The following is a 26,911-nucleotide window of genomic DNA, read 5'->3' on the forward strand; positions in this document are numbered from 1 at the left end:
TATCAATTGATATAATTTGCTCGCCACCTATATACAAAAAGATAGAAAAATACCACGAAATTATAAGTTTCGTTACTATTAGCCAATTTAAAAAGTCAATAAAATCAGATTGTTAGCTTAGGAATATTGCCATGAATTCTTGTGACATTTCAGAAATAGCAACCCCGATCAAAGCAGGGCAACCGCTGATTGCTTGCGAATCCCCTATCCAAGAGCGATCGCGCATCCTTACTTACATTTTGAAAATATGCACCTCAATCCCTCTCCCCTGCTATCTTTGGAATCTTGGCTCAAATCAGATTTTAGAATTAAAAATCAGCCCCCTTGGGAGATTAGAATTTATTCAAGCACAAATCAGCCTAACTAGATCGCAGCTACAGGTCGCTAAAGACTATTTTGATATCCTGCCTATCTGGAACAATTATCAAGAATCGGGTGTATTAATCCTAGAAAATATCTATCCTTGGATTAAAGCTAACATGACTCAAGATGCGGAGTTTTTAATTTTATCAGAATGGGTTAAATCGAATTTAATTAATCTCTATACAAACAGCAGAACAATGAGAAAGACTGCCATCCTTTTGGGGGCTAGGGCAGAAATTACGCCAGAACTTGCACCACAAATTCCTTTAGTTACTCAGGAGTTGCCGGAAATTCACGAGATTATAAAGGCTCTCAAATCGGAAGCTGGCGAGGGATTACCGCCGCACCTTAGTATAGGGGAATTGGAAGCGATCGCGCACAGCAGTATCGGTCTTTATATCTCAGATATCATCAATGCCCTCACTGCCATTCACCACCGACATTCGCCGCAAAATGCCAAAGAACTGGCAGAAAAGTTATTTAACTACAAAGTCCAACTTTTCAATCGACTCTATGATATCGAGTTTCTACCTGCACCTCAAGTCCCTTTAGGTGGGTTGGATCAAATGCTTGCAGCGTTTAAAAAATTCAAACGATTATTAAGTCCCCTGGCGAAAGCCTATAACCTCAAATTACCAAAAGGAGTATTGCTAGTTGGCCCCCCTGGTACTGGGAAATCCCACGCGGCTAAAGTCTGCGCTCAAATTGTTGGAGTTCCTCTCATTTTGGTAGATTGGGGTAATTTTAGAGGTTATGGTAATGAAGCAGAACCTAGATTGAAAAAACTTTTGAAACTCACTGATAGACTCAATCGAGTTGTAATTTATTTTGATGATTTTGATAAGAGTTTTGCGGGGTTTGACGACGGTGGTTTGGGTCAAAGGCTGGCTGGAACTTTGCTCACTTGGATGCAAGAACGTACCAGCGATGCGATTGTTATTGCTAGCGTTAACCGCATGGAATGGTTGCCACCGGAACTCACCCGCGCCGGACGTTTTGATTACATCTACAAAGTAGATTTGCCCAATGGGGGCGAACGCAATACTATTTTTAATCTCCACTTAGCTCGATTCGATGAGCGATTTAAAAATGGCGGCGATCCTTATACTCACGAGTCAAGAAAGGAGGTGATTAAAAGAACCCAACGCTGTGTTGGGGCTGAGATTCAAACGATTGTAGAACGAGCAGCGGCTACTACTTTTTATCAGATGTTTCCCGATGAGAATGCGCCAATTGGGTCTTCGCTTCCCCCTTTGGAAATATCTCCTGAAACTCTGCTTGAAGAACGGAAGCAAATTAAGCCTCTGGCTATTCGCGAAGCTGACCGGGTTGAATCGATGCGAAATAAAGCTGATTTGCAAGCACTTCCGTCTTCTAGTGCTGATGAATCTGTCTTTGCTATTAGTAATGTAGATATTTATGGGGATTGAATGGGTGTCAGTTTTCACTATTGTTTGAGGTTTTTAGCTGATGATTGAGCGAGAGCGATCGCGCTGGTATCGGGGTGCGAAGCGCGAAGTGCATCCGTTGGAATCGCGCTATCATTCGCCATCAAAAAGCCGCATCCCCACAAGTAGGAGATGCGGCATTCCTTGCAAGCTGACGGGTACTACTTCTTAGAAGAACCAGACTTTTGTCGTAACATCAGCGGGGTTAGCACCTGTATCAGTAAGGCAACTGAGCGGATTAGGATAGCGATCGCTAAAATGAATCCGGTTTCGGTACCCCAGTACTGTGGCGGTATATTTGGTGGAATATTGGTCGGTATAGCGATCGCTGGTTCGCCCTTGCAGATAATCGGATTGGTTTGACCTTCCATGATGTTTCTCCTGTTTCTGGATTGGTTTAAGGAGAAGCTTGTTAGCGCTAACTTTGCCTTCCACACTTTTAGAATGACTTAGCTCAACAGGCTTTTTCACCACAGTTTTGGCTCACCCTTGCCACTGCGAGTGCAAGTGAGCCAGAATTGAGCTAATAATCAGCCAGTTACAAAATAAGCATGGCAGCTACTCTGAAAGCATCCAAGGAAGGATTAGAAATTGTTGATATTGCAAGAAGAAAGAAAGGATGGACAAAACATTCTCCTAAGTGGAGTCAGCCGGAAAAGACCGATATCATCACCCCAATAGCAAGTTTGAAGCGGTTTTGGAGAAGAATTCCGATTGACCGAGATGCCTTTGTTGAAATTTGTAAAAGGGTAGGGGTCAATGACTGGGAGGAAATAGTCGATCACACCCCAACCCAGCAAACTGTATCATATATGGAGTTTAGCGTCTATGACGATGCGTGGGTTGGGCGAGAAACTCTGATTCAACTGTTGAGCGATCGCGTAAATTCTTCCTGTCGTGTCTTGCTATTGGTTGGCATGACAGGTATCGGTAAAACTGCGCTGGCGGAACGTGTTGTACAGGAATTGCGAGGAGATTGGAGGGAACACAGGGATAATTTTGAAGATAATAATAAAGCTTCATATTTTGCCAGTGTCGCACAGCAATGGCTGGAGAAGTGGGGAGAAAATGTTCCAAACGAGGAGCGGAAACCAGAACAACTATTACGGCGGTTAGTTAAACGCTTGCGGGAAAATCGCTATTTAATCCTGATGGATTCTCTTGAGTACCTATTGACAGGGAATGAAGAGGATGGTTGGGGTGATTTTGCCGATGAGTGGTGGGGTAAGTTTTTTGTGAGTTTATTGGCAGAATCATCTTGTCAAAGTCGCTTCATTCTTACATCGCAGGATTTGCCAACTAAGTTTGAGACAGATTGCGATCGCTACAAAAATATCTGGCATTGCCAACTTTTGAAAGGATTAGAAATCCCCGAACAGGTAGCGTTATTTCAAAAAGCTGAACTAGATGGCGATTTGGAATTCCCACATAGTCCGTTGCGAATAATTGGAGAAGTTTATGACGGGCATCCTTTAGCTTTGCGGACGATCGCTGGAGAAATTAAAGGTTCTTATGCTGGGAAAGTTAGCGCTTACTGGAAAGATAATAGTCGTTATATTGAAGAGGTAAAAGAAGCTATTGACGAAGCTCGCGATCAACGAGTAGTTAAAGGAGATGAGGATAGGTGGCAGTTAGCATCATACACGAAAGTCTTGCGTAGGAAAGTCAAAGAACGGATTGAGAAGACATTCGATCGGTTAAAAAATGATGTTTACGATGCTTATCTTTTGTTTTGTATGGCTTCAATTTATCGCTGGGAAGTCAAAGAAACCTGGTGGTTGATTAATTTAGAAGATGAAGGGTACAGTGAGGAACAGCAAAAAGCAGCAATGCAAACTCTGCGGGAACGGTATCTAGTTGAAGATGGAGGAATTGACGATGAAGATAATCGACTGGTGGGACAACATAATTTGATTCGCAGTGTGGCGATCGCTCACCGATTAATGCTTCCATAAAACTGAACAAATTGGAGAAATTCACAATGACAAATAACGTGATAACATCTGGTGAGTTAGTTTTGGAACAGTTAGGAATTAATCCTCATAAACTCTGTGCCGACTTTCAAACTCGTGAGCAGCGGCTTCAGTACAGAGCAGTTGTACAGTGGCTTACGGATTATAAACCTAAGTCAGATGCTGCTAATTTGGAGAAAGTGAAGGGGTATTTGGAAGCGTTTTACCATTTTTGTAAAGTGGAAGATTGGGAAAGAGGGGGTAAAATTATATCAATTCGCTTAGATACGTCTAACCATGAAGAATTGCATAAGCAACTATTCATCTGGGGCTACTATCGAGAAGAAATCGATTTGTACAATCGACTTTTGGGGAAATTAAGCCCATATCTAGACGGGGTTTCTGTAGGAAATCTGGGACATGCTTACTATTCGCTAGGAAATTATCCCCAAGCCATCGACTATTTTCAGCAGAGTTTAACCATTGCAAGAGAAATTGGCAATCGCAATCTTGAGGGAAGCGGGCTGAACGGTTTGGGAAATGTTTACAAGGAGCTAGGAAATTATTCCCAAGCTATCGACTATTACCAGCAGAGTTTAACCATTGCAAGAGAAATTGGCGATCGCAATCTTGAGGGATGCTGTCTGGGAGATCTGGGAAATGTTTACGGTTCGCTAGGAAAGTACCGCCAAGCTATCGACTATTTTCAGCAGAGTTTAACCATTGCAAGAGAAATTGGCGATCGCAATAATGAAGGAACCTGGCTGGGAGATCTGGGAAATGCTTACGGTTCGCTAGGAAATTATCCCCAAGCCATCGACTATTTTCAGCAGAGTTTAACCATTGCAAAAGAAATTGGCTATCGCTATCTTGAGGGACGCTGGTTGGGAGGTCTGGGAAATGCTTACGGTTCGTTAGGAAATTATCGCCAAGCTATCGACTATTACCAGGAAAGTTTAACCATTGCAAGAGAAATTGGCGATCGCAATAGTGAGGGACGCTACCTGGGATGTCTGGGAAAGGCTTACAATGCGCTAGGAAATTATCGCCAAGCCATCGACTATTTTCAGGAAAGTTTAACCATTGCAAGAGAAATTGGCGATCGCAATAGTGAGGGAACCTGGCTGAGACATCTGGGAAATGTTTACGGTTTGCTAGGAAATTATCCCCAAGCTATCGACTATTTCCAGGAGAGTTTAACCATTGCAAGAGAAATTGGCAATCGCTACAGTGAGGGAAGCTGCCTGGAAGGTTTGGGAAGTACTTACTATGCGCTAGGAAATTATCCCCAAGCTATCGACTATTTCCAGGAGAGTTTAACCATTGCAAGAGAAATTGGCAATCGCTACAGTGAGGGAACCTGCCTGGGAAGTCTGGGAAATGCTTACGATGCGCTAGGAAATTATCCCCAAGCTATCGACTATTACCAGCAGGGTTTAACCATTGCAAGAGAAATTGGCGATCGCAATAGTGAGGGACGCTGGCTGGGAAGTCTGGGAATTTCCTACGCTTCGCTAGAAAATTATCCCCAAGCTATTGACTATTTCCACCAGGGTTTAACCATTGCACGATCAATTGGCGATCGCCTGCGGGAGGGTATCTGGCTGAGAAATCTGGGAGTTGCTTACGATGCGCTAGGAAATTATCCCCAAGCCATCAACTATTACCAGCAGGGTTTAACCATTGCACGATCGATTGGGGATCGCCTAGGTGAGGCTTCATCTCTCTATAACTTGGCAATAGTCTACCTTAATTTAGAAGAGCGCACTCTAGCTGTTGAATCTTGCGATCGCGCTCTCTCCATCGCCACAGAATTAGGCATCCCGCTAGCCAAGGAATGTCAGGAATTGAAGGAAAAATTACTTAACGAATCAGCATAAACTATAACGTATCGATGGCGAATGTCTAACAGGATAGTAAAGAACCGATATTCTTCAAAATGACTAAGAGCGATCGCTCAAGATTTATCTATCAGTTTCATTAAAACAAAGTGAGAATTCCAGTATTAGGAGCGTCACTTAAAGCTGCGATCGCAGCATAGTTGCCTCTTAGCATCATCTCGATATCCCCTGTTGAACAATTTCCACGCCGTATCCAAATTACCTTGGGGGGAAATCCCAACAATAGACTCAATTCGCTAAAATCCGCATCTTTAGTAACGATAATATAGTCATGCTGACGAGCATACTCCCAAACCTCACGATCGGGTGCGGTCGGTAATCCAATCGCATCAACATGAACAGAACCAGGGTAGATATCTGCAAGGCGATCTACAAGACGAGGCGAGAGATTTTGGTCAAACAAAAGTAGTTTCATGACTGAACAATTAACATAAACTGCTCCCGTTTAGCTGCGAAACTCAAGCAAGCCAAAATATCCTGTTGGGTCAGATAGGGAAAATCATCTAGGATTTCTTGATAAGTCATCCCAGAAGCGAGATACTCCAGCACATCATAAACCGTAATTCTCATGCCTCGAATACAAGGTTTGCCACCTCGTTTACCCGGTTCGATGGTAATTATATTAGCGAGATCTTGGTCTGACATAGCTCTCTCCTTTTAGCTTCTGTTCTCAATTTTACCCTAGTAAGCCGATCCAGAATCAGATGATGAATGGAACACGCTCCGAGGTAAAATATTAGCTCACTCACCGGAGCGACAGAAAATAGATCGGGATCTCACCACATTTAAACACATCCAGTCAATTTCGATAGAATACACTGGCCCCATCCCTTCTAACTACGCGGTAATCTCGTGACACAAATACTTTCTACTTTGAGATTTTTAGCGAGCAGAATTAGACAATCTAGTCAACAGTTCATCATCCGATAATTGCGGCAACTGTTGCAACAATAATGCTAACTCTTCCGGAGACAATGCCAGTAAGTTTGTCACCAGATCGGGGATGCGATTTCGCACCGTGGCGTCAGCCGTATCGCCCACTTGACCAAACCGCATTCTCAAGACATTTTCTGCTAGTAACCTTCTAGCTTGCTCAATCCCTTGAGAGTCACCAGTCAGTGCGGATAATTGCAGCAATAACAGCGTAAATTCGGTAGCAGGTAAAGCCGATACCGGGACTAACAAAGCAGCCAAAAGCGCATCTAATTCACCAAACCGTACCCGCAGAAAATTTTCTAAAATCGAGCGCTGTCCTTCTTCTCTTCCTTGTTGTATACCTCGTTCAATTCCTTGTTGTATAACTTCTTGCCTTCCTGCTTGTATACCTTCTTGTCTTCCTCGTTGTTCTGCCGCTTCTAGTTGCTGTTGAAACAAAGGTGCGTTCGGCGTAGCCGTCGCGTAGCGAATCGCCATAACCAACTCCCGATCTTCTGCTTCTAATTGTTGTTCTTGATTTGTCGCTAAGTTAGATTGCAACCGATACAATAATTCTAACGCAATAGCGCGGACTGGGTTATCGACTGATAAGGCACTCAACTGTGCGTTCGCGAAGCGGCGCGGATGCGCTCTCGCACGTGCCTGCACCCTCCCCCTACCCAAGATTCTCAGCCACAAGGTGTCTTCTGTTTCTGGCAATTGATGGATAACCACAACCGCCGTCCGCAAATATTCCCCTAGAAAGTAGATTCCTTTACCCCAGTTCTGTTCGTCTGGGGTGGCATTAAACCCATTTAATAAGGTTTCTGATGCTGTCGGAGTCAGAATCCATAGCTTTGGTAATTCTGCTTCCTCACACCGAGTATTTTCACGTCTTGCTCTGCGCTCGAATTCTGCTGTTACATCCAACAATTTACTCAAGCCACTCCGAAAATCGCTGACGGTAGCAGGATTGCGGAACGGTTCAAAAAGGGCTGTCGTGGTTGCCATTTTTCCCAACAATCCCAGGTTTTCGACATAATCTGATGCTGGGGTAGATGGAGTAAAGTAAACATCAATCTCGCGTACTTCTGAAGCTACGTCACGACTGGGGATAACTGCTCCTAAAGGAGATAGCAGTTCCGATAAATAATCTTTGGCAAATTGATCGTAAATGAATCGCGTCATCTGAGCCGATCTGCGATTTACTTCTTTATAATTATCCCATATTCATCCTGGTTTTTAACATTTTTAACTTCAATATTTTGATTCACATAAATACCTGACAATCCAGTCGTTTATCAAACAATATAAATAAATTGCACGATCCTTAAATTTATCAAATATTACTCAAGCGAAGGAACATGCAATTATATCTGTTATATTTTGATATATCAAAAGTTACTCAATTTGATAAAAATAGCACCTAAATTATACTTTTTGTTACTCGCAACAGCCAGCATAAAACCATTAAAACTAACAGTAAGCAAAGGAATTTCTGCTCAAAGCTATGACCAAAATCAGGTACTTTGACGACCCAACAGAAATCGAGGTGATGACCCTCAAACGGCAGCAATCAAACCGAACGCATACAATCGGATTGCTGCTTGCTGCCGCTACGGTTATCCTCTCGATCGAAATCTCAATTCATCGGTTAATTTTTTCCAGCCTAGTGTTACTGACTGCTATTGCGTTGGCGAAGCCTTTTGCGAAGCAAAGTATCGCATTCCCCAAACAATCCAACGCCGGACTAACCAAAGTTGACACCTTACAGCGAAAACTGGGAATCAAACTGTACGGGTTAGCGTTCACCCTACTTGGCACAATCTTCCTACTAGACTTAACAACCGCACCCGCACAAGCCCAGTTTCTCAACAACGCCCAACAATGGATGCAAGGTGCATTTCCTAACATCGATGCAACCATTGTTGAGCTAGTTTTCAACGTTTTAAGATCGCTATTTCTGCTGTATCTTGCCATCTCTTTAGTGCGGATTATTAACGCCGCTAGACAAGATGAAGATTGGCAACAACTAGCTAGAACTCCCCTAATTATCTTGATTACCGTCGTTATGGGCGATATCCTCACAGGTTTTATCGTCGGTACGGGTGGCGGTACTCCCTAATTGCATCATGTCATCTCCCCGCAAACAATTTAGAACCGTCAATCGCGTTTTGGGCGAACAACCCAAAATTGGCCCATTCCCAGCCGACCAGGTATTTCCTTGGTCTGCGATCGCTCTATTAAGCTATTTTGTTGTTAAAGTTTTGTTCAATGCTTCTTGGCTTGTTACTGGCTTAGTCATCGGCTGGAGTTGGGCTAGCTGGTGGACTTTATCTAGTAACAAAACTTGGATGGGAAAATTCGTCCGAGTTCCGCGAATTGTCCGAGGTTATCAGCATTTTCAATCCCTCGTTAAAAACCAGAAATGAACAAGAAAACTACCGCAGACAAACTCGGCACTAAAACGATTGAAACCAAGGCAGTTGCCAAACGACTTACTCCCTTTGAAGACCTCGTTCATCTAGCTGCCATCGGTCGCATTTCTTTAGCGGGTCGCCAAGATATTGGTGCCATCATTCTCAAAAAAAAAGATAGCTTCCAGATTAAATTTTGCTTTGAATGTAAAGGGATTCACCCCTCGTTACCAGACGAACAAGTTTACCCAATTTTTGTAGGAATTGAAGCCGGACTTAAAGAACTCCCCAAAGGCGAACTGTTAACCCTACACATGGGTTCCTTCACCGACGACTTTGACCGACAACAAACTCTCAAAATGATTGAGGAAAACTGCACTCAAGATGAGTTAAAACTGCTCGCCCGTTCTGAAAGATTGAGAATTCGAGAACTAACCAAACAAGGAATTCGCAAGACCAAATTTTTAAGACTCTATTGCACCTACACCGTTGAAGGGGCTGAAGAAACCAAAACAACAGACTTTGTAGAAAAGCTCATGCTTCAAGGGCAGAAAACTTGGCATCAATTCACTGGAAAAAAAAACTATGAAATTTGCCGCATTTTTCGCCATTTTAGGGTTGCTGAGTACCGCGCAAATTGTTCTGGCAACTCCTTCGATTGAGCAAATTCCCCGCTCTCAATTGACGGGAAAAAACGCTCGATTGCAAACCCTTTATCTGTGGCCTGGACACGGGGTTTCTATCTCGTTTTACGAAACCGACGAATTGATTAAACGAGTATGGCTGGATGACATTTCCCGGATTGTATTTGATGTTGATGGTTGTCTGGAAGATTTATCGGCAAGAAACTGCACTCATCCCGGTGCTGGACTTATCCACCTCAGACAAATCGAACCCCTCAGAATTCCCGGTGCGCTGCGAGCCACGAATGGCGCTCACCTGACTCTCGTAACCCAGAACAAAGCCGGACAGCGACAAACTTACCACTTTCGAGTTATTCCAACGAGGGGAAATCCCCAATACAGCGCGATTGCGATCGTTCCAGATGCCGAAACTGCAAACGATCCAAACGGGGAAATTGTAGTAGCGATCGCGCGAGGAATGCAAATCGCTTTAACCAACCAGTGGATTCGCCCCGAAGACCCGTTGTGGAAACGATTGCAAAACCTACTCGCAGCGCTTCGCAACGACACGCCTTTGGATGTGGCTGCGACTCAATCGGGGGTTTCTATTGTACTGGTTAACCGTCTCGTTACTTTAGGTCAAGGAGATTTCCAATGAACCCCAAAAATCAATTGAAATACTGGATGTTTGCTGGCTTTTTATCCGCCCTTTTCATCCACGGATGGATTCAATTTAATCCCAATCAATGGCTCAGTTTTTTAGGCAACTATCCCGCACAAGCAGAGGAATCGGAGGCTATCCCGCTGAAAAACTTCAACAATGCGCCGATTCCAGATTTTGAACAAATAACCCTCGGCAACCTCCCCCCGTTTGAAACCAGCGGTTCGGCAGAACTTCCCAACGGTCAAACGCGGTCGTGGAATGCAGGACAAAACCCAAGTCAAATCTTTACTTTGGGAGATTTTGAAGCCGCGTTCAAACTACAAAAGTTTGACCTCAATCAAATTGGTCAGATAGCTGGCATCAGGATTGATGTGATAAAGTTATCCGATTTCAAACTATTGGAAACTCAAAACATCCAAGATCTCGTGAAAGCCATGCCCCAGCTTTTAACGAAAACTTTGGGAGAAATGCCACCGATTCAGGAAATAGTGGCACAAGTGTTGCCACCAGGGTGGTCGCCCGATCGAACGCTGGGCGAAATTCTTTCACAAAATCCCCAAGTTCAATTTACCCAATTAGGACAAATTGACTTAAGCAAATACCGATTAACCCAAATTCCAGGCATTGAAACAGTCCCCCTCGAAGCCTTCAACAATTGGCAATCAACCCCAATTAACGGTGTGCCAGGACTGTCTCGCGTGCCGTTGAGCGAGTTTCCCAACGCCCCTGCACCCGTGGGGAACATGGTAGCGCTAATGGATGTACCGCTCCAGCAAATAGAACAAGACCGCCAGAAACGAGTCATATCGGGCAGCCAACAGGAAGGCTTCAACGTCCCTTGCGACAAAGACTGTATGCACGTTGAATTAGCACAAGGCGGTTTACAAGGGGCGCTGTGGATTGGAAAAACCCAATTAGTCAAAGGAGGATTTGGCCCTCTCGGACAGTTGAATAGTGGCAAAGAACCTGCTGGACGCCATCCTTTTGGCGACGGTTTCAAAGTAGTTGTTGAAAGCGTGGACGAGGCGAAAGGAACTGCAACGCTGGCGATGTATTTCCGCATCTGTCAGCGGGGGATGCCAGATTTGGGATGCAGCCCCTATTTTCTCGGCCCTTTGCCTTTGATGGTTGTCAAAGAAAAGCCACCCATTTTTGTTGGAAGTGCCGCTATTTCCACGTTAGAAAGCTTTCGCCAAACAGAAGCTTTGGGCTTGCTCAATCAAATTCTGGAAAAGGCTAAAACCGATGAAATTCAGGTTGGAGATTATTTGATTAGTCGCAGGCGGAATCTTGAGAACGGCAAAGGGCAACTGTGTTTAAAAAAAGGCGATCGCGAGTTAGTTAAATATCCGGTACAAAAAACTCCACAAGGATTAATTAAACAAGTTGATAAAATTAACCTTACACAATGGGATTGGCAGCAAATTCAATTTATTTATCGAAATACAAAATCTCTTAATGCCCTCGATACAAGCCTAGCCGGTTCAGTTGGAAATCAAGATAGTTTACCTTTTGTTTCTCAAATCAAAGTTCCGCTCCACCCCGACCTTAAAAAAGCTTGGGAATATCTCAATCAGCACGGCTGGTCTGCTAACACTCAAGCAGGAAACGACCGGATTAAAGCTACTTTGGAACAATCAAAAGGGCGGTTAAGGGTTGCTGAGCAACAAGAGCTTTATTACAAATGTTTATTGCATCATCAGGAGCTAATGTCCGCTCCTAATCCTATACAGTTACCCTCAATTCAAGAGGTGATGAAGGATTTAGAGCGATGGCGAAAAGAGGCAATATCAGCACATTATACTCCTACTCAACACCAGGCGATAAATCGAGAGAAAGCTGCCGATACTCAAGCGGAAATCGCTTTGTAAATTGCTTGTGCCGTCATGCGTATCGCGCCAGTATGTGCGTCGGCGCGTATTGCATTTGTGGGATGCGATCGCTCCTCACAGCAAATCTCATCGCTTGTAGTTCCCTCACCGAAACCGTTGAGACAAAGGTTGTAGCCGCACAAGGCTTTTGCCGCAACTAAGGTGGGTTTATTATGGAGCGATCGCAAAGGCAAAAGCCATCGCCACCTTACTGCCAATGCCCATGAGATCGCGCTTTCTTGTTGAAGTTGAGGGCAGCGTGAGCGAGTCCAGCGTTGCGATTGCTTTCCCCTTACTCTGGCGAAACTAACTTGTGGGTAGCTACACCCTGCGACTTGAATTGTTAAAGCAATTAGCAAAAAAAATGAGCAATGAGGCGGCTCAGTCAACTTCAAAGTCAAATCATCCAGGCATTATGCTGAATAATTTGCTTATCATAGAAAAGACTCTTTGGTGATAGATATAACTTTACTCTTGCATGATTGCCCTTAGCGAGTTTCAGCGCTACTTACAATCGAGAATCGATACTTCAGGGGAGGACGCCAAGCGGGAGGTAAGCGATCGCTATATTCCCACGCTAGCAGAGTTACCCTTGCGAGTACAAACTTTGGCATCATCTGAGGCAGACTCACAGGAACAACAGAAAAGACCCGAACAGTTCGCGGTGCTGGAGGGACTGCGGAAGTATGCCTCAGAGCATGTGTTGCTGGTAGGTAAACCTGGTTCCGGGAAATCAACCTCGCTGCGGCGGTTGTTGTGGGAAGAGGCAGGCCGCTGTTTAGAAGCAATCGAACAGGGTAACAGTGAGATTCCCCCAATACCTATCCTGATTGAACTGCGCGGTCTTAGCGGTTTAGTGTTAGCAGCGATTCAAGAAAAGCTGGGGTGGTGGCTTGACCTTGATGAGAAAACCTTGAAAGCTCTCCTCCGTGATAGACAATTGTTCGTATTCTTAGACGGGTTGAATGAATTACCTAATGAACAAGCTTGGCAAGCAGTAGATGAGTTTAGACAGGTATGTGCTGAGTTAAAAGTTCCTTTAATCATTACAACGCGGGAACTGGGTTCAGGCTTGGTTCAGGGAAATGTTAAGAAGCTAGAAATGCTACCGCTGACTGAGCCTCAGATGCGGGAGTTTGTCTGCAAGCAGTTACCGGAGACGGGTGAGGAACTGTGGCGGCAAATTCAAGGCAAGCTTCGGGAGTTAGCAGAAACGCCGTTGCTGCTAAAGCTGTTATGTGATGTGTTTGAACAGAATGGACAGATTCCTAAAAGCCGAGGCGATCTATTTCGTAAGGAATTTGCGCGACGATATGAGGAATTTAAACCTGAAAGATACCGGAACATTTCTGAGGACTCGCGTCGTTTTGCGTTTGATCTACTGAGCTATCTTGCCTTTACGATGGTTCAAGGCGAACCTCATACCGATCCCTGCCAACCCAGTGCCTCTTGGATTACTATTCCTAAAACTCAGGCAGAAAAAATATTAGCCACGTTTCTGGCAGGCGATCGCACACCCGATGTCGCGGTTATGTCGAAAGCTAAAGAGTGGTTAGAAGATTTGCTGGAATGGCACTTGCTCCAAATAGCTAGCACTCCAACTCACATTGAGTTTCATCACCAACTGTTTCAGGAATACTATGCAGCGGAGTGGCTGGCACCACAGTTGGCAGAGTTAAGTGATGAGGAACTAAAGAATCACTACTTGAATTATCTAAAGTGGACAGAACCACTAGCGATGTCGATGTCGTTTGTGGAGTCTGATCCCTTGGCAGTGCGGATGGTGAAACTGGCGCTAGATGTTGATTTGTATTTGGGAGCAAGGTTGACCGGAGAAGCTACGATATCTCTACAGCAGGAGACTGTAAACGTCCTCCTACAAAAAAATTTCCAGCCATCTCTCACAATCTGGCTTTTAGAACAAACTCAGTCGCACAATGCGCTGCCATTCTTGCTTGATGTTCTGAAAAATGGATGTTCTGATACCCGTTGGCGTGCTACTCGATCATTAGGTAACTTTGCAAATGTTGAAGTTTTAAAGTATTTGATTGAGGCATTGAAAGATAAGGATTCTTCTGTTCGTCAGAAAGCAGTGGAGTCATTGGGAAAATTAGGTAATTCAGAGGTAATTCCGCACCTTTGTCAGCTAGATGATGAAAATTTTTTGGTTCGCAGTATTGTTGTGGAAGTTTTAGGAGAGTTGGAAGGCAGAGCAGCGATTGATTGTTTGAAGAGTGCGTTACAGCATGAGGATTATACTGTTAAAACTAAGGCCGCTGAATATCTAGGACAGCGTGTTCCTCAAGAAGTAATTGCCTTACTAAATGAAGAGTTTAATAGTGGCAATGCTGATCCCAAAAAAGATGATCTACAACTTCTAGGTCACACAAAGAATGACGCAGCTATCCCGCTCTTGATCCGTGCTTTATCAGAGAGTGATTGGATCGTTCGCTCAGAAGCAGTTTCCCAAATAGGTTTACTAGGAATATGGCTAAATTCCGATGTATTAGAAAATGCTGTAACGGCTCTTATCAATATTATGCAAGATGATCCAGAGACTTCTGTTCGCTCTAGTGCAGCACTCCATCTAGGATTCATCGGTGACTCGCGAGCAATACCAGTTCTGATCGAGGCTTTATCTAAGGATGATCTGGTTGTACGCTCTTCTGTTGCTGATGCTTTGGGTCGGCTCCAGGATCGGTCAGCTATTAGCGCACTTACTCGATCTCTACAAGATGAGGATTATGTTTCTGAAGCAGCTATTAGATCGTTACGCATTCTGAATGCAGTGGAATCATTACCTGCGCTAAGAAAATTGTTGCAATCTAAAACAATTAAGGTTCGGCGGGAAGTAATATTTACTCTTGGATTTATAGGTGAATCTAAAGACTTATCAAACTTGTATAAAGCTTGGCAAGACAAAGAATTTTCTATCCGTGTCTATGCAGCTTATTCATTAAGTCAACTAAACAATCGAAAAGGAATACCTATCTTAGAGGATGCCCTAAAAACTGGAAATAAAGATGCTCGTGAAGTAGCGCTTGGTGGTCTACAAAACTTTAAGGGAAAAGTCGGTTTGTCTAGTATTATTACAACAGCATTAGAAGATGATGAATACTCTATCCGAAAGAAGGCTGTTGAATTTATAGAAAATTTTAAAGAGAGTCAAGAGGTAGTCAACCAGCTCAAAATTGCTCTTCATAGCCCAAACGAAGATATTTGTAGAAATGCGATGGATGCTGTCAAGACACTAGGTAATGCTGAAGTCCTATCTCGTTTGAGACAACTTGCAGAAACAATTACAGTTGTTGAAAGACCTTTGGAGGGGATCTCTTCCATCCAATCACGCTGTCAATTCTACAACTATGACATCGCCCAGTTGACAACCCCTCGGAAAAATGAACGCGGAGGGGACAAACAGGAAGATTTGGTACATAATAAGTTAAACATACTTACCCAAGAGGTTAAAAAAGTGTCAGAAGAACCCAAGCGCGTCATTAATACTCACAACTACTTTGAACAAGGCACCCATACTCATACCCACAATTACGCAAACGATGAAACCTTAAAACAACAAACCATAGAACTTCGCCAATTAGTAAATCAAATTCAGCAAACCCACCAACCAACCACTGAAGTCGAAGCTGCTGAAATCATTGATGTTGAATTTCGCGAAATCAAAAAGACAAACCCAACTCGATGGCAAACAATCCAAAAACAACTGCAACTTTTAAAGCGCCAACTCCTTAACCCGAAAAGCCACTTTAAAGCCACCAAAGCAACCATTGCTGAAGTCGCTAAACATTACCTCGAAGAAAGTGTCGTTTCCAAAGCCCTTATTACTTACCTCGACACTATGAGCGCTGACTCTGACTAAGAAGAATAAATCATGCAAATTCCGATCGCCCCCTAGTTTCTATCCTACAATTCTATCAACGATCGCACCCACTGAAAATCGCTCTCACTCAGCGCTGGCACTGGCTGCACTGAATAATCGATCGCAAAATCTAGAGCCGCCTCCTGGTAAACTTGTCCCAAAATCTCAGATAAATTAACAACAGGTTCTTCATCTCCTGATTGCAAAGGAAGCAAGAATTGGGGAATTGGTTCGCGCATATTAAACGGGTAAAGTTCAGCTTCGGGCCGGAGATTAGCTCGACTGACCAAAATGCGGTAGTCCGATGAAATCGCTTCTGCCATTGGCATAAAGTTTCCCGTCCTCAGCAGATCGATTTCAACCAAGTGAGTGGCACTGTTCAAAACCTTTTGTCGCTTTGTTAGGTACTTATCTCGACCTTCACCAACTCGTTTATTCTTAGGTGAGAGGACTTCTACAACCGTTACCACCCTCCCAGTCTTGACTTCCCGAATCTCCAGATAGCGTTCCGCGATTTCTTCATCGAGGGGCAATGTTACTCGAATTGGCTTGCTTAAAACCTCAGTTTTTACAGCAGAACTCGGTTCAACTTCAGGATTTTGTTGGAAAATAGAGGCATCTGGAATACCAACCAGTAGAGCATCCAAGTAAACCCGTTTCTCCACAGCAGCTCGATATTTAGGTACTAATAAGGGATTTAGCGATCGCGCTAGCTCAACAATCAGCCAGGAGTGAACCTCTGACCACAATGAAGGATTTTCAAGATAAGGATTCATCCCTGGAAAATTCGGTGTCATAATCGCAAGAGAACGAATGAGAAAACGGACGATGGAAAAAGATGCGCTCCATTCCTACTATATCTATATTTTTTTCAAAGCATAGGAACGCAAACGTTCAGAACCCAAGTCGAGGAGCAAGCGGTGAACGAGGTAGATATCCTGGAAATTGACGCAAGAGACAACCAATTGAGCCATTGCTATCTGGGAGGCAGAGACAGGACAAGCAACAGTTGTGTACGACTGTGAAAGCGATCGCATTTGATTGCTCATCCTTGGACTTCCAAAGGCAATGCTATATTTTAGCAGGCGTTTCGGTGCGTTAATTGCAGTTAGCAAACAGCATATTCGGTAAATTGCCGCTTGAAGGGAGACTTAAATCCTAAAACTATATCCTTCTGCGGGACTCCAGCCTCAACTAATTCATTGGCTACTCCCACTTCTGTTCCATCACTCTGAATCCAAATTTTTTCATCCTTGATATCAATGTGAATTAGGCTCCCATATTCTCGTCGTTGGTCGTGCCAACCCACGAGCATTAATAAGTAATGATTGCGTTCGCGATCTAGAATTAACTGCACTTGTGTCTCGTCATCTTTAAGGTTGGCAAAGTGCGCCTTGATGATTTTTTGCACCAGTTCGGGATAATTTAATTTTTCCATAAAACAATCTCCTGTTTAATAGCATCAAATACGAGTAATTTAAGGTGATATTACTCTACGTTATTCTAAATAAATTGGCGTTTCTATTAAGGTTTCCTATTAACATACTCATGATAACCACATCTTCGTAACCGCAAAGTTCCATTTGAAAAACTACAGCTAACACGCAAATCTAGACTTACTCGAAAATGAAATAGGTCTATATTTGAAAATTTTTCATACGCTAAACCTCCATCTTGCTTGAGTGCTTTTGGATCGCCATCAGCTTTTGTTAGCAAGTAAGATACCTTGGCAAGAGTTTCTTGTAGTCTAACTCTGTCTCGCCAGTTTTTAACTCGCTCGTAATCATACCTAAAAGATTCTTCATAAGCTAAACCAGGAAAATATAATAAATCCCTTGACAAAAGCTCATTTTTGCAGCTTTTCCAAATTGTACCTAAATTTGATAGTATTACTTCATTGTCTAGGACAAATATAAATTGTTTGGGAATATCTCGAGCGTTAGATAAATCAATATAACCTGCTTCCATTAGTGCAAATTTCATAGGATTAATAATTGAAATATCGAATTTCATAGGTATTTTAGGAATATTGATAAGTGTGGGATTTGCTCCTTCAAGAATATAAATCATCTCGTCAGCATATAACATCCCAATTGTGTCCATATATCCTTGTAATGCTCTAGAACTTGCCACTAGGTTAAAAGAGATTCTGTATCCCGACTCTCTGTAGCTAGGAGCTAAATTGTCCAACCACAACAACAGATCGTCAGCACCGTGATTAAATGCTTCAGAGCTAGCTGTTGAAAATCCTGTTGGTTGATATATCTGAACATTAAGTCCTCGACCGACAAGAAAATCCTGAATAATATTAGCTATTACCGTAGATATTGCTGTATCGCTAGCAATTAAAAAATGAACATCTTGTTTCCCTTGCTCTAAGTTACCTTGATACAAGGCATAAATTGCACCGATCTCAGTACTTGCACGCCTAACATCTAGGATATTCCCATCGTTAAGTTTTTGGATTGCCCTTTCTTTAAGAGTATGAATTATGTCTGCAACATCCGGATGACGATCTTCAAGTTCGATATTTTTCAAGTTAGTGGTTTCCCATAACAGCATTAACCAGTCATACTCGAAACTAATATCAATTTGGTTTGTTAATAAGCTTGTACCAATAGGAGTAATAACAAGTCTAGGCATATTGTATTTTGCTATTGTAGGATTAACAGGCATCCAAGATAATGGGTCTACATCTGCGAAATAATCATATATAAAACGATCGAATTGGTTGATTTCTATTTGTTCTGATATGTGTAAAATCCTACTGGCACTTTCTAACAGATTTTCCTCTTGAGGTGCCTTAAAATTTTCTCTAACTTCGCTAGCAATTCTCCTTACATCAACCAATAACGGCTCAAACCCAGCCTCTACCAGTGGCTGCGCCAAAGTCTCCACCAACGAAGTAAGTCGCAAAACCTCTCCCACATCCTCCTGCTGTATCTTATCTCTCAACCTCTGCGCTAACTCCCGCGCTACCTCATCTGGCTTAGTATACGCCAGTACCGTCCACTCCTGCGCCTCAGCTAAATCCCGCGTATCTGCGTCATCATCACTCAGTCGCTGCGCCACATAATCCAGCAAAAACTCTCCCAACTCATCAAATCTTTCCTGTCCAAACTGCTCCTTCAATTCCCGCAACAATAGATTGCGATCGCTAATATCCATTTCATACATCTCATAGCCCACCTGCCGACACAAACGTGACAGCAACAAACACATGAGCTACCGCAGTCCAAGGGGCTTCGGGGACAAAGTTTGCCCAAATTTGGTAAAGTAAATCGGGCGTAAGTACCAAAGGAAACGCCGCATGACGAGCCAAGTTGCGGTGTGCTTCTCCAAACTGCTGGGCAAACCCTTCAACCCGTCGCTGGGCAATTCTCATCGCACGGGTTTGGTTAATATCAGTCTTCACATCAGCCATGAGTGCATCACCTCCCCAGCAATATACCGACCCCGCAACACGCTAATCGCCGCATTCATCCCCTGAGAACTCATCTCAAACATCGGTACAAAACGGGCTATTTCCCCAGCCGTAGTTTGCTGCCAGCACTCACTCGGCATTGGGTTGAGCCAAGCAAAATAACGCACCGACTGCTGTAACTCTTCGATCCACGCTTTAGTATTATCAACCCGTTCTCGATCGAAATTTCCCCGTGCTGCTCCGGCATCGCTAACAATTAATACTGCCGTCCTTTCTCCAATTTCCTCAAAAATATCAGAAACAGTCTTGGCATCAAGCATCGCAGGATGACGATACAAGTATTCATCTGGGTAGTCGTGAAAATAAAATACATTAGTTGTTCTCAACCGTCCTCCTCGTTGTGCCGTTTCCACCAACTGCCGCGATAAATCGTGAAACGGAACCATCGAGCCTTCTCGATCGATTAGTAACACTAGATCGGTGCGATTTGTACGGGGTGGCATCAGTACGGGTTGCAGTAAAATCCCCTCACGCCCAATTTTTGCCACCGTCTCCTCAACATCTAACTCTGTGGGTACTCCTTGGCGCACCGGACGACGCAGATAACGCCAGCATTGCTTCATTTGTCGCTTGGTAACAGGGAAATACTCTGTTAAAAGCATATAGCGGGGGCGTTTCATTTCCCTATTCCCGCGACTACTCCGCACAGCTTGGACTGCTTGCACTGGTTCGGGGGTGATACTGGGAGGTGTCTCTAAGTCTGGTAATCGTTTATCAGATGTTGATGTTTCGTTTGAGGAAGATTCGTAGTTTTTTTGTGTAGGTGAGTCTGAAATTAAACCTGGGGAATTTTCTTGTGTGCTTAAATCCGAATTAACTAGGTGCGATTCGATTTGTTTCCACATCTCCCCAAACAAACGTCGAATCAGGCGATTTTCTTCCTCTGACTTTGCCCATAACATACAGCAAAGTTGCTCTAATTCCTGACGACTGCCGATACCAAAGCCAGCCTGCAAACTACGCAAAACTGCCAAATACTCATCAACCCCCAACGGCAACCCATGCCGCGATCGCAGACTGTTAAAAATATCCAGCAGTGGCAGTTCTTCAAGCTTCATACTTCAGATACCGCAGATGATCTTCCCATTTTTTGAGTAACACTTCCGGGAACGGCAGTTCTCCCTCAAGCTGCTTCAGCACCTCATCTTTAGGAAATTGACGTAGCACCGCAAACCAATCAAGCAATTCGCTGGTGCTGACCTTTTTCCCCGACTTACCCTTCTCCATTTTCCGCCGCAATTCGATAAAACGCTTCACCGCCGCTTCTACTAAATCGGTGTCCGATTCAGAAAAGTGAGCCTGAACAATATTCGTTAACTGTGCGTAAGGAAATTCAATGTAATAAAACAAACAACGCCGCAGAAACGCATCGGGTAAATCTTTTTCATCGTTGCTAGTCACAAACACAATGGGCGGGTAATTTGCCTTAATTTCTTCTCCCGTTTCTTCAATGGTGAATCGCTGTTCGTCAAGCTCCCGCAACAAATCGTTAGGGAAATCAATATCCGCCTTATCAATTTCATCAATCAGTACCGCTGTGCGATGTGAATTTTCAAAAGCGCGTCCCAGCGACCCTTTTTTGATGTAATTGTTGAGATCGTCAACCTTAGAACGGCTTTGTTTTCCCATGCGAGTCAGTTGAGCATCGTGTAAACGACCCACAGCATCGTAAGTGTAGAGTCCATCCCTTGCCCTAGTTGTAGACTTAATATACCAAGCCTCGTAGGGCAATCCCAATTCGTGCGCCACCGCCTGCGCCAAGCGGGTTTTACCGCATCCAGGTTCGCCCTTGAGTAACAGGGGACGCTGTAAAAAGATGGCAAGGTTAACGGCATTGACGAGTTCCGGCGAAGGCAAGTAAGGCGCGAGTCCGTACTGCTGACACTCTTGTGCTGAAATTGGCTTGCCAGTGTAAAACTGCTTACCACTGGCAGCGAGTACACTTGCTAAATCAGCCATTTTGCCAATCCTCCTTCCCAACTATGACCGCAGTGACAGCAAATTTCTTCATACACAAATTCTGGGACACCATTTTCTGTCTTTTCTAACAATATTTTGGATGTTAAACCTGTGGGTATTTGCATACTCTCCATCGCCATCACCATATCAATCCAATCATCCAGCACATCTGGTGGAAATGGGCTGACGGGTGGTAAGTGTAAAGGTATTCGTGGGTACTCTGGTTCATCAAATTGCTTGGCTAGCAGGATATTTGACTCACAAACTCTGCCGCTATTATCTACCAAAAACATTAATAAATGTGTATTTCGTTCGCTATGAGGGCAATTTTCCTCAACTTGTGCCACCAGTGGTTGCCAAAATTCTTGCAACCACGCCATCAGAACCTTTGGCAGCATATAATCGACGGTGTAAAAGATTAAAATTACGTCTTGAGTAAAAAGGCGATCGCAAATTTTTTGAATAATCTCTTTTGGTTCAACATCTTTTGGTAAACGAAACCAAGATGCTAATTGTCGCCACAGATGAGGGATACTTCTACCCGCACCGTTATGACTCACGTCTATTTTAATTGGCGATATATTTTTCCACTCTGACTTCAACCGGAACAAGCGATTTACCAAAAGTTGCTGTCCGCAGTAAGGTTCACCATGAACCAAGAAAGCAGCAGTTCGGTGTCTGTCCATAACTTTTCTAACTAACTGCGCTTGCTGCTTAAAATCCATTAGCAACAAAAAGTAAAAAAGTAAATGTGGCGGTGTTTTAACGCCTGTCAATTCTATAATAATTTTATCAATATTTATCTGGATATCTACGCCAACATCTTTACGTATTTCTGTTAATAAAGCACATGCTGGTTTGCCGGGAGTAATTTCGCTATAGATATCCAGTACCTTAAGCATATCAGTTATAAAAATATCTTTTGAAGTATTCCAGGCAATGCGCTTGGATATAGTTTCATTAATACCAAAAGCTTTAGCTAAATAAGATTGGCAATCCTTCTCATCCTTTAAATGTTGGGTGAGAAGAGGGAATATTTTTGGCATTAACTCACTGCTTATTGCCATTTATGAACTCACTTCAAAATTTGAAAAATAAAATATTTTATCTAGACATAATTACAAAGCTACACTCAAAATATTTATTTTTGAGTCCTGGCAACCACTAACCAAAATTTTGGTATTATGACTGAAAGCCAGAGAATTTACAGCATTTAAACTTTTCACAGTATTTATCACTTCTCCCGTTTGATAGTTCCAAATCCAGATTGTATTATCTTCACCTCCACTGGCAATAATTTTCCCGTTTGGACTAAATACAATCGCATTGACAGAATCTGTGTGTTCAGTAAAAATACGCATCTCCTTTCCAGTATTAGTATTCCATAGCTTGATTGGCTGTTCAGAACCTCCACTGGCAATAGTATGTCCATCAGGGCTAATAGCAACTGACCGAATTGACCCTACTGAACGGTCGAACCAAGATACCATAGAATCAAAAAAGTCTGAAGGGCGATTTAGGGTACGTATTCTCTCTCCATTGCGCCAATTCCAAATCATTATTGCACCATCAATCCCACCACTCACTAAAAATCGCCCATCACGACTAAAGGTAACAGAATTGACATCCCATCCGTGTCCTCTTAAGGTGCGTAGCTGCTTTCCGCTATTGAGATGCCAAAGTCTAATAGCCGCGTCAAAATGTCCAGTGGCAAGGGTTTGTCCATCCGGGCTAAAGGCAACACAACTAGTTCGTAAAGCAACCAACGAACTGCCTAAAGTTTGTCTCAGCCTACTTGTGCGTACATCCCACAACTTGATATTACCATCCTGAAATTCCATGTTGCTGACACTAGCCAGAGTTTGTCTATCTGGGCTAAAGTCAACAGCAAGAACTGAACTGGAGTGTCCTGTTAAAGTAGTTAGCAATTCTCCAGTGGTCAAGTTCCATAATTTGATTGTGCGATCGCGACTACCACTAGCAATCATTCGTCCATCTGGGCTGACAGCGACAGATAAAACAGAGTCAGAATGTCCATCAAGGGTATGTATACACTTCCAGATTTCCTGATGCGATCGCTGTTTTTTCAGTTCTTCTCTAATTTGTCGCAGCAGTTCATCTATGCTTATCTTTACATCTTCGCCCACATCAGAACGAATCACTTCCAACAATGCACAAAGTGCAGGTTTACCAACAGTCGTTTCGCTTAAGGCTACCAGTTCCCTCAACATATCTGTGATGAAATCATCCACAGGTTGATTGAAGACCAAGCGATTTAATACAGGTGTACTCATGCCTAGCGATCGCATTAAATATCCTTTACGCTGGCTTTCGCTTTGCATAAGCGGTCTAAGTAAGCACAATAATTTTTCTATCGTGTTAGTACTTATCGCCATCGGCTAACTACTTTGCTAAACGAGCATAAATTTCGGGTGCATTGTTTTTCAGGTCATTTAACAGCGCGATCGCACTCGTACCTGCGTTGCGTAAATAACGCCGCTGCGTACTCGGTTCAGTCAACATCCCTCCACTGTGGTGAATTGCTACTACTTTAAATTCATCATCAAACACAGGCGACCCTGACGATCCGGGTAGAATGCTAGTGGTATATTGCACTACCTTATTATCAGCATAAGCGACAAAGTTATTCTGCATTGAGATTTTCTTCAAATGTCCGCCCGGATGCTGAATGATCGCTACACGGTCATCTCGACGCATTTGCTTGCTTTTGAGGATAAGGGGATTGCCAAAGTTCGGGGCATCTTTCAAAGTGACTACCGTGTAGTCTAATTCATCATTGGTATAAAATGCACCTCCCGGTAACGCCTGAACCGTCTGAATCGGACATTCTTTGCCGTTTATATCCAGTTGATAATTGAAGGTATATTCAGTCTGTTCGGCTTGCTCCCGATTTGCGATGACGTGATGGTTAGTCATTAATAAGTCAGGTGCGATCGCAAAACCCGTACCCATTCCCTTTGGAGTCCGCAGGTGAACCACCGCTTTTTCTGTCTCAAGCGCCAGGTTCAAAATGTAAATGTGGCGTAAAGTATCTTCCCCGATAATCTTTTCTTGCACATCTGCTAAACTGTCCGTTCCTCGCCAGCGATCAATCAGGCGACTGGGACTTGCTGGGGTATCGAGGGGGTATTTCTGAAATAGGTTTAGGATGAAGTCTGAATCTTCATCGCCAGTAAAAGGCTGAATGTAGTTGAGGAAGACTCCCAAAGCTTCTTTACCGTAAGCCACCCGTCCGAATTGCGACAACAAGCGTACCACTTCCACGGAAACAGCCATCGGCGTACCATCCAAATCTAGCCGTGCCAGGATAACCTCTGTTTGGGGTACGCCTTCTAACGCTCCTGCAACTAAGCGTCTGCGATCGCGCACATTCTCAAAACCGGATAAGTTCTGCACAATGCGGGTGAGTCGTAGAAAATCCGGCTGGTCTAACTGAACGGTCAAGGTTACTGCTCCTATGCAAGAGGGCTACTATATTTTGGCTTAAACAAAGATTAAAGCGCTACTTCCGGTTCCATGCACAGCAGTAGTGGTTCGTCCTTTGTGGCGTAAGATTGCGCGATCGCTTTAGTTTTACTTGCACCTAAATCAATGGCTAATACCAAGTCAGGTGGTGGAATTTGAACGGGTTTTGGCATCTTTTACTCCTGTGTATTTGACATCGTGGTCAGCCGCTGACGCGGAAGTCTCGGTGAAATCGTTTGTCAAGACATTTCCCATGACTCTGAAAGAATTTGAATCTCTCAAACCAGAAAATCTCCAACAATACGAGTTGTTAATGAAGACAACAATCGAAGAACTTCAACTCTGGTACAACTTAGCTAAAGTACTAGATGATTGCTGGAAAAGAGCCATCATCAGTTCTGCTATTTTTGAGCAAACCTACATCATGGAGTCGAGCGTTCCCTTCTAAAATCTGAGAAAGCCCCTCTAAAAAGAGGGGTAATTTTTTAGTCAATTGTCGGTACATCCTTAAGCGGTAGTTTGATTGGCAATAATTCCTGGGCTGGAGAACATTTCAACTGCTTAGCCACATGTACCAAAATAAGAGAAACGCTGATAGTTAACAAAACTCCTATTGCAATTGCAACCATTAACTCCAGAGTGAAGTTAAGCAGTTGGGGTGGTTTTTGTGAAAGTGGTTTACTTGACATAGAAAAACCTCCTATTCAAAAGCATTCCAGCCCAACGCATCGATCCGTTGAGCTACTTCATTGCTGATAGGTACTTGCGGAAAACCGTTATTATCTGTTTCTGGCTCAACCTGGTTAATTAGCGATCGCTTATTCCCCACTTCCTCCACTGGTTGGAAAGAAGACTCACCCAGCGCTATTGCCACAGCAGGACTGATAGTTGAAACAGGTGGATATAACATCTCCATTCCGCACAATCGCTTCAGCAATAGGGCTTGACTTTCTAATTCCCCAACGGCTACTAATACCGCCTCCTTTAATCGCTCCTCGCTTATCCCTGCTGCCTTCAAAGCTAGCGGCATCCAAAAGGCACCGACTGCCCTCATCACCACATCGGTTGCGATCGCTCCTGACGGATGATCCAGCACGTACTTGAGGAGTTTCCCTTCTGGCGTACTCCCAACACGTCTGATTCTTGGTAACTCAAACACCTCTTTGTTCGGCATAATGAAGACAATACCTCGACCATATGCATTGGTGGTATAAATAGGGGTGTATTGGGGTAATTTTTGGGGTTTAGTTGGGGTTAAACTCACCAAAAATTCAAGGTTTTGACTGCTTTCGGCGAGCAATTTATGGGTAAATAGACCCCCTTTATACCCCAGTTACACTCCCAAAGAAAGTGCCTGTTGTAGGTATTTTTAAGTTGGCACTTTTATCTTTGGCTTGACAAGCTATCAAATGATGTAAATTTTTACTGTCGATTGAACTACGTGGCACAAATCGATTTCGCAGTCGGTTATATCGAAAGGTATATGGTACTGGCGATCGCCCGTTTAGTCTGGGAGCAAGCCATGCTAATGTCAGACAACTAAACTCTTTAAATATCGCTGCCATAAGTATCAAAATTAGGCGTATATTTTTAAATATATTTTAAGAAATCGGCGATTAATTTTAGTGAATTTATGACCAAATAATTTATACTATTTATTAGTAAGCGACCTCACAAACCGCGTCTTTAAATTCCTTCAGTGTGAGGAATATTCGTCCTTGAATCAAACTGGGGGAGGCGACGATATAGAACGATTTGTATGATGCGATCGCGCTTTTCTTGCGCGGCTAGCGCAATCGCGCTGCTGTTTCCGTTCCTCCCCAAATGCCCCAATTATGAAGAACAAACGAATTACTGTCAGGTTTGAAGATGAAGAATACACCTTACTGCTAGTCAAAGCCTCGCAAGCGGGAATGTCAGTCAGCGATTACGTGCGAGAAACATCGCTATG

30 protein-coding genes and 1 pseudogene are annotated in these 26,911 nt (G+C 43.5%); 12 read left to right on the forward strand and 19 right to left on the reverse strand.

Features of this window, described 5'->3' with window-relative positions; all coding sequences use genetic code 11:
- Nucleotides 1-131 precede the first annotated feature (131 nt).
- Complete coding sequence (locus MiSe_RS12880; protein ID WP_226579734.1) at nucleotides 132-1,793, forward strand: ATP-binding protein; 1,662 nt, start codon at nucleotides 132-134, stop codon at nucleotides 1,791-1,793.
- A gap of 40 nt (nucleotides 1,794-1,833) precedes the next feature.
- A complete protein-coding gene (locus MiSe_RS12885) occupies nucleotides 1,834-1,983 on the forward strand; it encodes a hypothetical protein (RefSeq protein WP_226579737.1) in 150 nt (49 codons plus the stop codon).
- On the opposite strand, the gene MiSe_RS12890 is transcribed toward MiSe_RS12885, so the two are convergent.
- Nucleotides 1,973-2,182: a hypothetical protein gene (locus MiSe_RS12890; RefSeq protein ID WP_226579740.1), complete on the reverse strand. Its 210-nt coding sequence runs from the start codon at nucleotides 2,180-2,182 to the stop codon at nucleotides 1,973-1,975. The two genes, MiSe_RS12885 and MiSe_RS12890, sit on opposite strands and share 11 nt — an antisense overlap.
- A 180-nt stretch (nucleotides 2,183-2,362) precedes the next feature.
- Between MiSe_RS12890 and MiSe_RS12895 the strand changes: the two genes are divergently transcribed.
- Entirely contained in the window at nucleotides 2,363-3,766 is a 1,404-nt protein-coding gene (locus tag MiSe_RS12895; protein ID WP_226579743.1) for an ATP-binding protein, read from the forward strand.
- A gap of 26 nt (nucleotides 3,767-3,792) precedes the next feature.
- Nucleotides 3,793-5,643: a tetratricopeptide repeat protein gene (locus MiSe_RS12900; protein ID WP_226579745.1), complete on the forward strand. Its 1,851-nt coding sequence runs from the start codon at nucleotides 3,793-3,795 to the stop codon at nucleotides 5,641-5,643.
- Between the two features lie 100 nt (nucleotides 5,644-5,743).
- Here the strand turns inward: MiSe_RS12900 and MiSe_RS12905 are convergent, their stop codons facing one another.
- The 3 genes from MiSe_RS12905 to MiSe_RS12915 all read right to left on the reverse strand — a co-directional run bounded on the left by MiSe_RS12905 (nucleotide 5,744) and on the right by MiSe_RS12915 (nucleotide 7,767).
- Nucleotides 5,744-6,079, reverse strand: coding sequence for a DUF5615 family PIN-like protein (locus tag MiSe_RS12905; protein ID WP_226579748.1), 336 nt, complete (start codon nucleotides 6,077-6,079; stop codon nucleotides 5,744-5,746).
- Entirely contained in the window at nucleotides 6,076-6,309 is a 234-nt protein-coding gene (locus MiSe_RS12910) for a DUF433 domain-containing protein (RefSeq protein WP_226579751.1), read from the reverse strand. The genes MiSe_RS12905 and MiSe_RS12910 overlap by 4 nt, the downstream gene beginning before the upstream one ends.
- Before the next feature lie 237 nt (nucleotides 6,310-6,546).
- A complete protein-coding gene (locus MiSe_RS12915) occupies nucleotides 6,547-7,767 on the reverse strand; it encodes a FliH/SctL family protein (RefSeq protein ID WP_226579754.1) in 1,221 nt (406 codons plus the stop codon).
- Between the two features lie 322 nt (nucleotides 7,768-8,089).
- Between MiSe_RS12915 and MiSe_RS12920 the strand changes: the two genes are divergently transcribed.
- From MiSe_RS12920 to MiSe_RS12940, 5 genes and pseudogenes are all read left to right on the forward strand, one after another.
- Nucleotides 8,090-8,704, forward strand: a complete 615-nt coding sequence (locus tag MiSe_RS12920) for a hypothetical protein (protein ID WP_226579756.1) — start codon at nucleotides 8,090-8,092, stop codon at nucleotides 8,702-8,704.
- A 7-nt stretch (nucleotides 8,705-8,711) separates the two neighbouring features.
- Entirely contained in the window at nucleotides 8,712-9,011 is a 300-nt protein-coding gene (locus tag MiSe_RS12925) for a hypothetical protein (protein WP_226579758.1), read from the forward strand.
- Nucleotides 9,008-9,574 (forward strand): annotated as a pseudogene (locus MiSe_RS12930) (hypothetical protein); the annotation flags it as partial. The gene MiSe_RS12925 and the pseudogene MiSe_RS12930, both read left to right, overlap by 4 nt.
- A 7-nt stretch (nucleotides 9,575-9,581) precedes the next feature.
- Entirely contained in the window at nucleotides 9,582-10,277 is a 696-nt protein-coding gene (locus tag MiSe_RS12935) for a hypothetical protein (RefSeq protein ID WP_226579764.1), read from the forward strand.
- Nucleotides 10,274-12,154, forward strand: a complete 1,881-nt coding sequence (locus MiSe_RS12940; protein WP_226579767.1) for a hypothetical protein — start codon at nucleotides 10,274-10,276, stop codon at nucleotides 12,152-12,154. The genes MiSe_RS12935 and MiSe_RS12940 overlap by 4 nt, the downstream gene beginning before the upstream one ends.
- Here the strand turns inward: MiSe_RS12940 and MiSe_RS12945 are convergent.
- Complete coding sequence (locus MiSe_RS12945; RefSeq protein WP_226579770.1) at nucleotides 12,133-12,513, reverse strand: hypothetical protein; 381 nt, start codon at nucleotides 12,511-12,513, stop codon at nucleotides 12,133-12,135. The two genes, MiSe_RS12940 and MiSe_RS12945, sit on opposite strands and share 22 nt — an antisense overlap.
- A gap of 248 nt (nucleotides 12,514-12,761) precedes the next feature.
- On the opposite strand from MiSe_RS12945, the gene MiSe_RS12950 reads away from it, so the two are divergent.
- Entirely contained in the window at nucleotides 12,762-16,031 is a 3,270-nt protein-coding gene (locus MiSe_RS12950) for a HEAT repeat domain-containing protein (RefSeq protein ID WP_226579773.1), read from the forward strand.
- Between the two features lie 44 nt (nucleotides 16,032-16,075).
- Here the strand turns inward: MiSe_RS12950 and MiSe_RS12955 are convergent, their stop codons facing one another.
- From MiSe_RS12955 to MiSe_RS13005, 11 genes are all read right to left on the reverse strand, one after another.
- Nucleotides 16,076-16,828, reverse strand: a complete 753-nt coding sequence (locus MiSe_RS12955) for a DUF4058 family protein (RefSeq protein WP_226579776.1) — start codon at nucleotides 16,826-16,828, stop codon at nucleotides 16,076-16,078.
- A gap of 63 nt (nucleotides 16,829-16,891) precedes the next feature.
- A complete protein-coding gene (locus MiSe_RS12960; RefSeq protein WP_226579779.1) occupies nucleotides 16,892-17,080 on the reverse strand; it encodes a hypothetical protein in 189 nt (62 codons plus the stop codon).
- Nucleotides 17,081-17,139: 59 nt separating this feature from the next.
- Nucleotides 17,140-17,469 carry a XisI protein gene (locus MiSe_RS12965; protein WP_226579782.1) on the reverse strand — a complete coding sequence of 110 codons (330 nt, stop codon included), beginning with the start codon at nucleotides 17,467-17,469 and terminating at the stop codon, nucleotides 17,140-17,142.
- A gap of 86 nt (nucleotides 17,470-17,555) precedes the next feature.
- Entirely contained in the window at nucleotides 17,556-19,208 is a 1,653-nt protein-coding gene (locus MiSe_RS12970; RefSeq protein ID WP_226579786.1) for a hypothetical protein, read from the reverse strand.
- A gap of 1 nt (nucleotide 19,209) precedes the next feature.
- Nucleotides 19,210-19,455: a hypothetical protein gene (locus MiSe_RS12975; RefSeq protein WP_226579789.1), complete on the reverse strand. Its 246-nt coding sequence runs from the start codon at nucleotides 19,453-19,455 to the stop codon at nucleotides 19,210-19,212.
- Entirely contained in the window at nucleotides 19,443-20,573 is a 1,131-nt protein-coding gene (locus MiSe_RS12980; RefSeq protein WP_226579792.1) for a hypothetical protein, read from the reverse strand. Before MiSe_RS12980 ends, MiSe_RS12975 begins: the two co-directional genes overlap by 13 nt.
- Nucleotides 20,563-21,474: an AAA family ATPase gene (locus tag MiSe_RS12985; RefSeq protein WP_226579795.1), complete on the reverse strand. Its 912-nt coding sequence runs from the start codon at nucleotides 21,472-21,474 to the stop codon at nucleotides 20,563-20,565. Before MiSe_RS12985 ends, MiSe_RS12980 begins: the two co-directional genes overlap by 11 nt.
- Nucleotides 21,462-22,520 carry an XRE family transcriptional regulator gene (locus MiSe_RS12990; RefSeq protein WP_226579798.1) on the reverse strand — a complete coding sequence of 353 codons (1,059 nt, stop codon included), beginning with the start codon at nucleotides 22,518-22,520 and terminating at the stop codon, nucleotides 21,462-21,464. Before MiSe_RS12990 ends, MiSe_RS12985 begins: the two co-directional genes overlap by 13 nt.
- A gap of 72 nt (nucleotides 22,521-22,592) precedes the next feature.
- Nucleotides 22,593-23,870 (reverse strand): WD40 repeat domain-containing protein, encoded by a 1,278-nt coding sequence (locus tag MiSe_RS12995; RefSeq protein WP_226579801.1) that lies wholly within the window; start codon nucleotides 23,868-23,870, stop codon nucleotides 22,593-22,595.
- Nucleotides 23,871-23,877: 7 nt separating this feature from the next.
- Nucleotides 23,878-24,939 carry a trypsin-like peptidase domain-containing protein gene (locus MiSe_RS13000; RefSeq protein WP_226579804.1) on the reverse strand — a complete coding sequence of 354 codons (1,062 nt, stop codon included), beginning with the start codon at nucleotides 24,937-24,939 and terminating at the stop codon, nucleotides 23,878-23,880.
- Nucleotides 24,940-24,989: 50 nt separating this feature from the next.
- Nucleotides 24,990-25,133 (reverse strand): hypothetical protein, encoded by a 144-nt coding sequence (locus MiSe_RS13005; RefSeq protein WP_226579807.1) that lies wholly within the window; start codon nucleotides 25,131-25,133, stop codon nucleotides 24,990-24,992.
- Between MiSe_RS13005 and MiSe_RS13010 the strand changes: the two genes are divergently transcribed.
- Complete coding sequence (locus tag MiSe_RS13010; RefSeq protein ID WP_226579810.1) at nucleotides 25,127-25,408, forward strand: hypothetical protein; 282 nt, start codon at nucleotides 25,127-25,129, stop codon at nucleotides 25,406-25,408. The genes MiSe_RS13005 and MiSe_RS13010 overlap by 7 nt on opposite strands.
- Before the next feature lie 37 nt (nucleotides 25,409-25,445).
- Here the strand turns inward: MiSe_RS13010 and MiSe_RS13015 are convergent, their stop codons facing one another.
- The 3 genes from MiSe_RS13015 to MiSe_RS13025 all read right to left on the reverse strand — a co-directional run bounded on the left by MiSe_RS13015 (nucleotide 25,446) and on the right by MiSe_RS13025 (nucleotide 26,525).
- On the reverse strand, nucleotides 25,446-25,649 hold the full coding sequence (locus MiSe_RS13015; RefSeq protein WP_226579813.1) for a hypothetical protein: 204 nt from the start codon (nucleotides 25,647-25,649) through the stop codon (nucleotides 25,446-25,448).
- 11 nt (nucleotides 25,650-25,660) lie between these two features.
- Nucleotides 25,661-26,134, reverse strand: coding sequence for a hypothetical protein (locus tag MiSe_RS13020; RefSeq protein ID WP_226579815.1), 474 nt, complete (start codon nucleotides 26,132-26,134; stop codon nucleotides 25,661-25,663).
- Nucleotides 26,135-26,282: 148 nt separating this feature from the next.
- Nucleotides 26,283-26,525 carry a hypothetical protein gene (locus MiSe_RS13025; protein ID WP_226579818.1) on the reverse strand — a complete coding sequence of 81 codons (243 nt, stop codon included), beginning with the start codon at nucleotides 26,523-26,525 and terminating at the stop codon, nucleotides 26,283-26,285.
- A 270-nt stretch (nucleotides 26,526-26,795) separates the two neighbouring features.
- On the opposite strand from MiSe_RS13025, the gene MiSe_RS52650 reads away from it, so the two are divergent.
- The coding region (locus tag MiSe_RS52650) for a plasmid mobilization protein (RefSeq protein ID WP_373872788.1) at nucleotides 26,796-26,911 on the forward strand (116 nt) is incomplete at its 3' end.

Origin of the sequence: Microseira wollei NIES-4236 (assembly GCF_020521235.1) — a bacterium.
GTDB lineage: Bacteria > Cyanobacteriota > Cyanobacteriia > Cyanobacteriales > Aerosakkonemataceae > Microseira > Microseira wollei.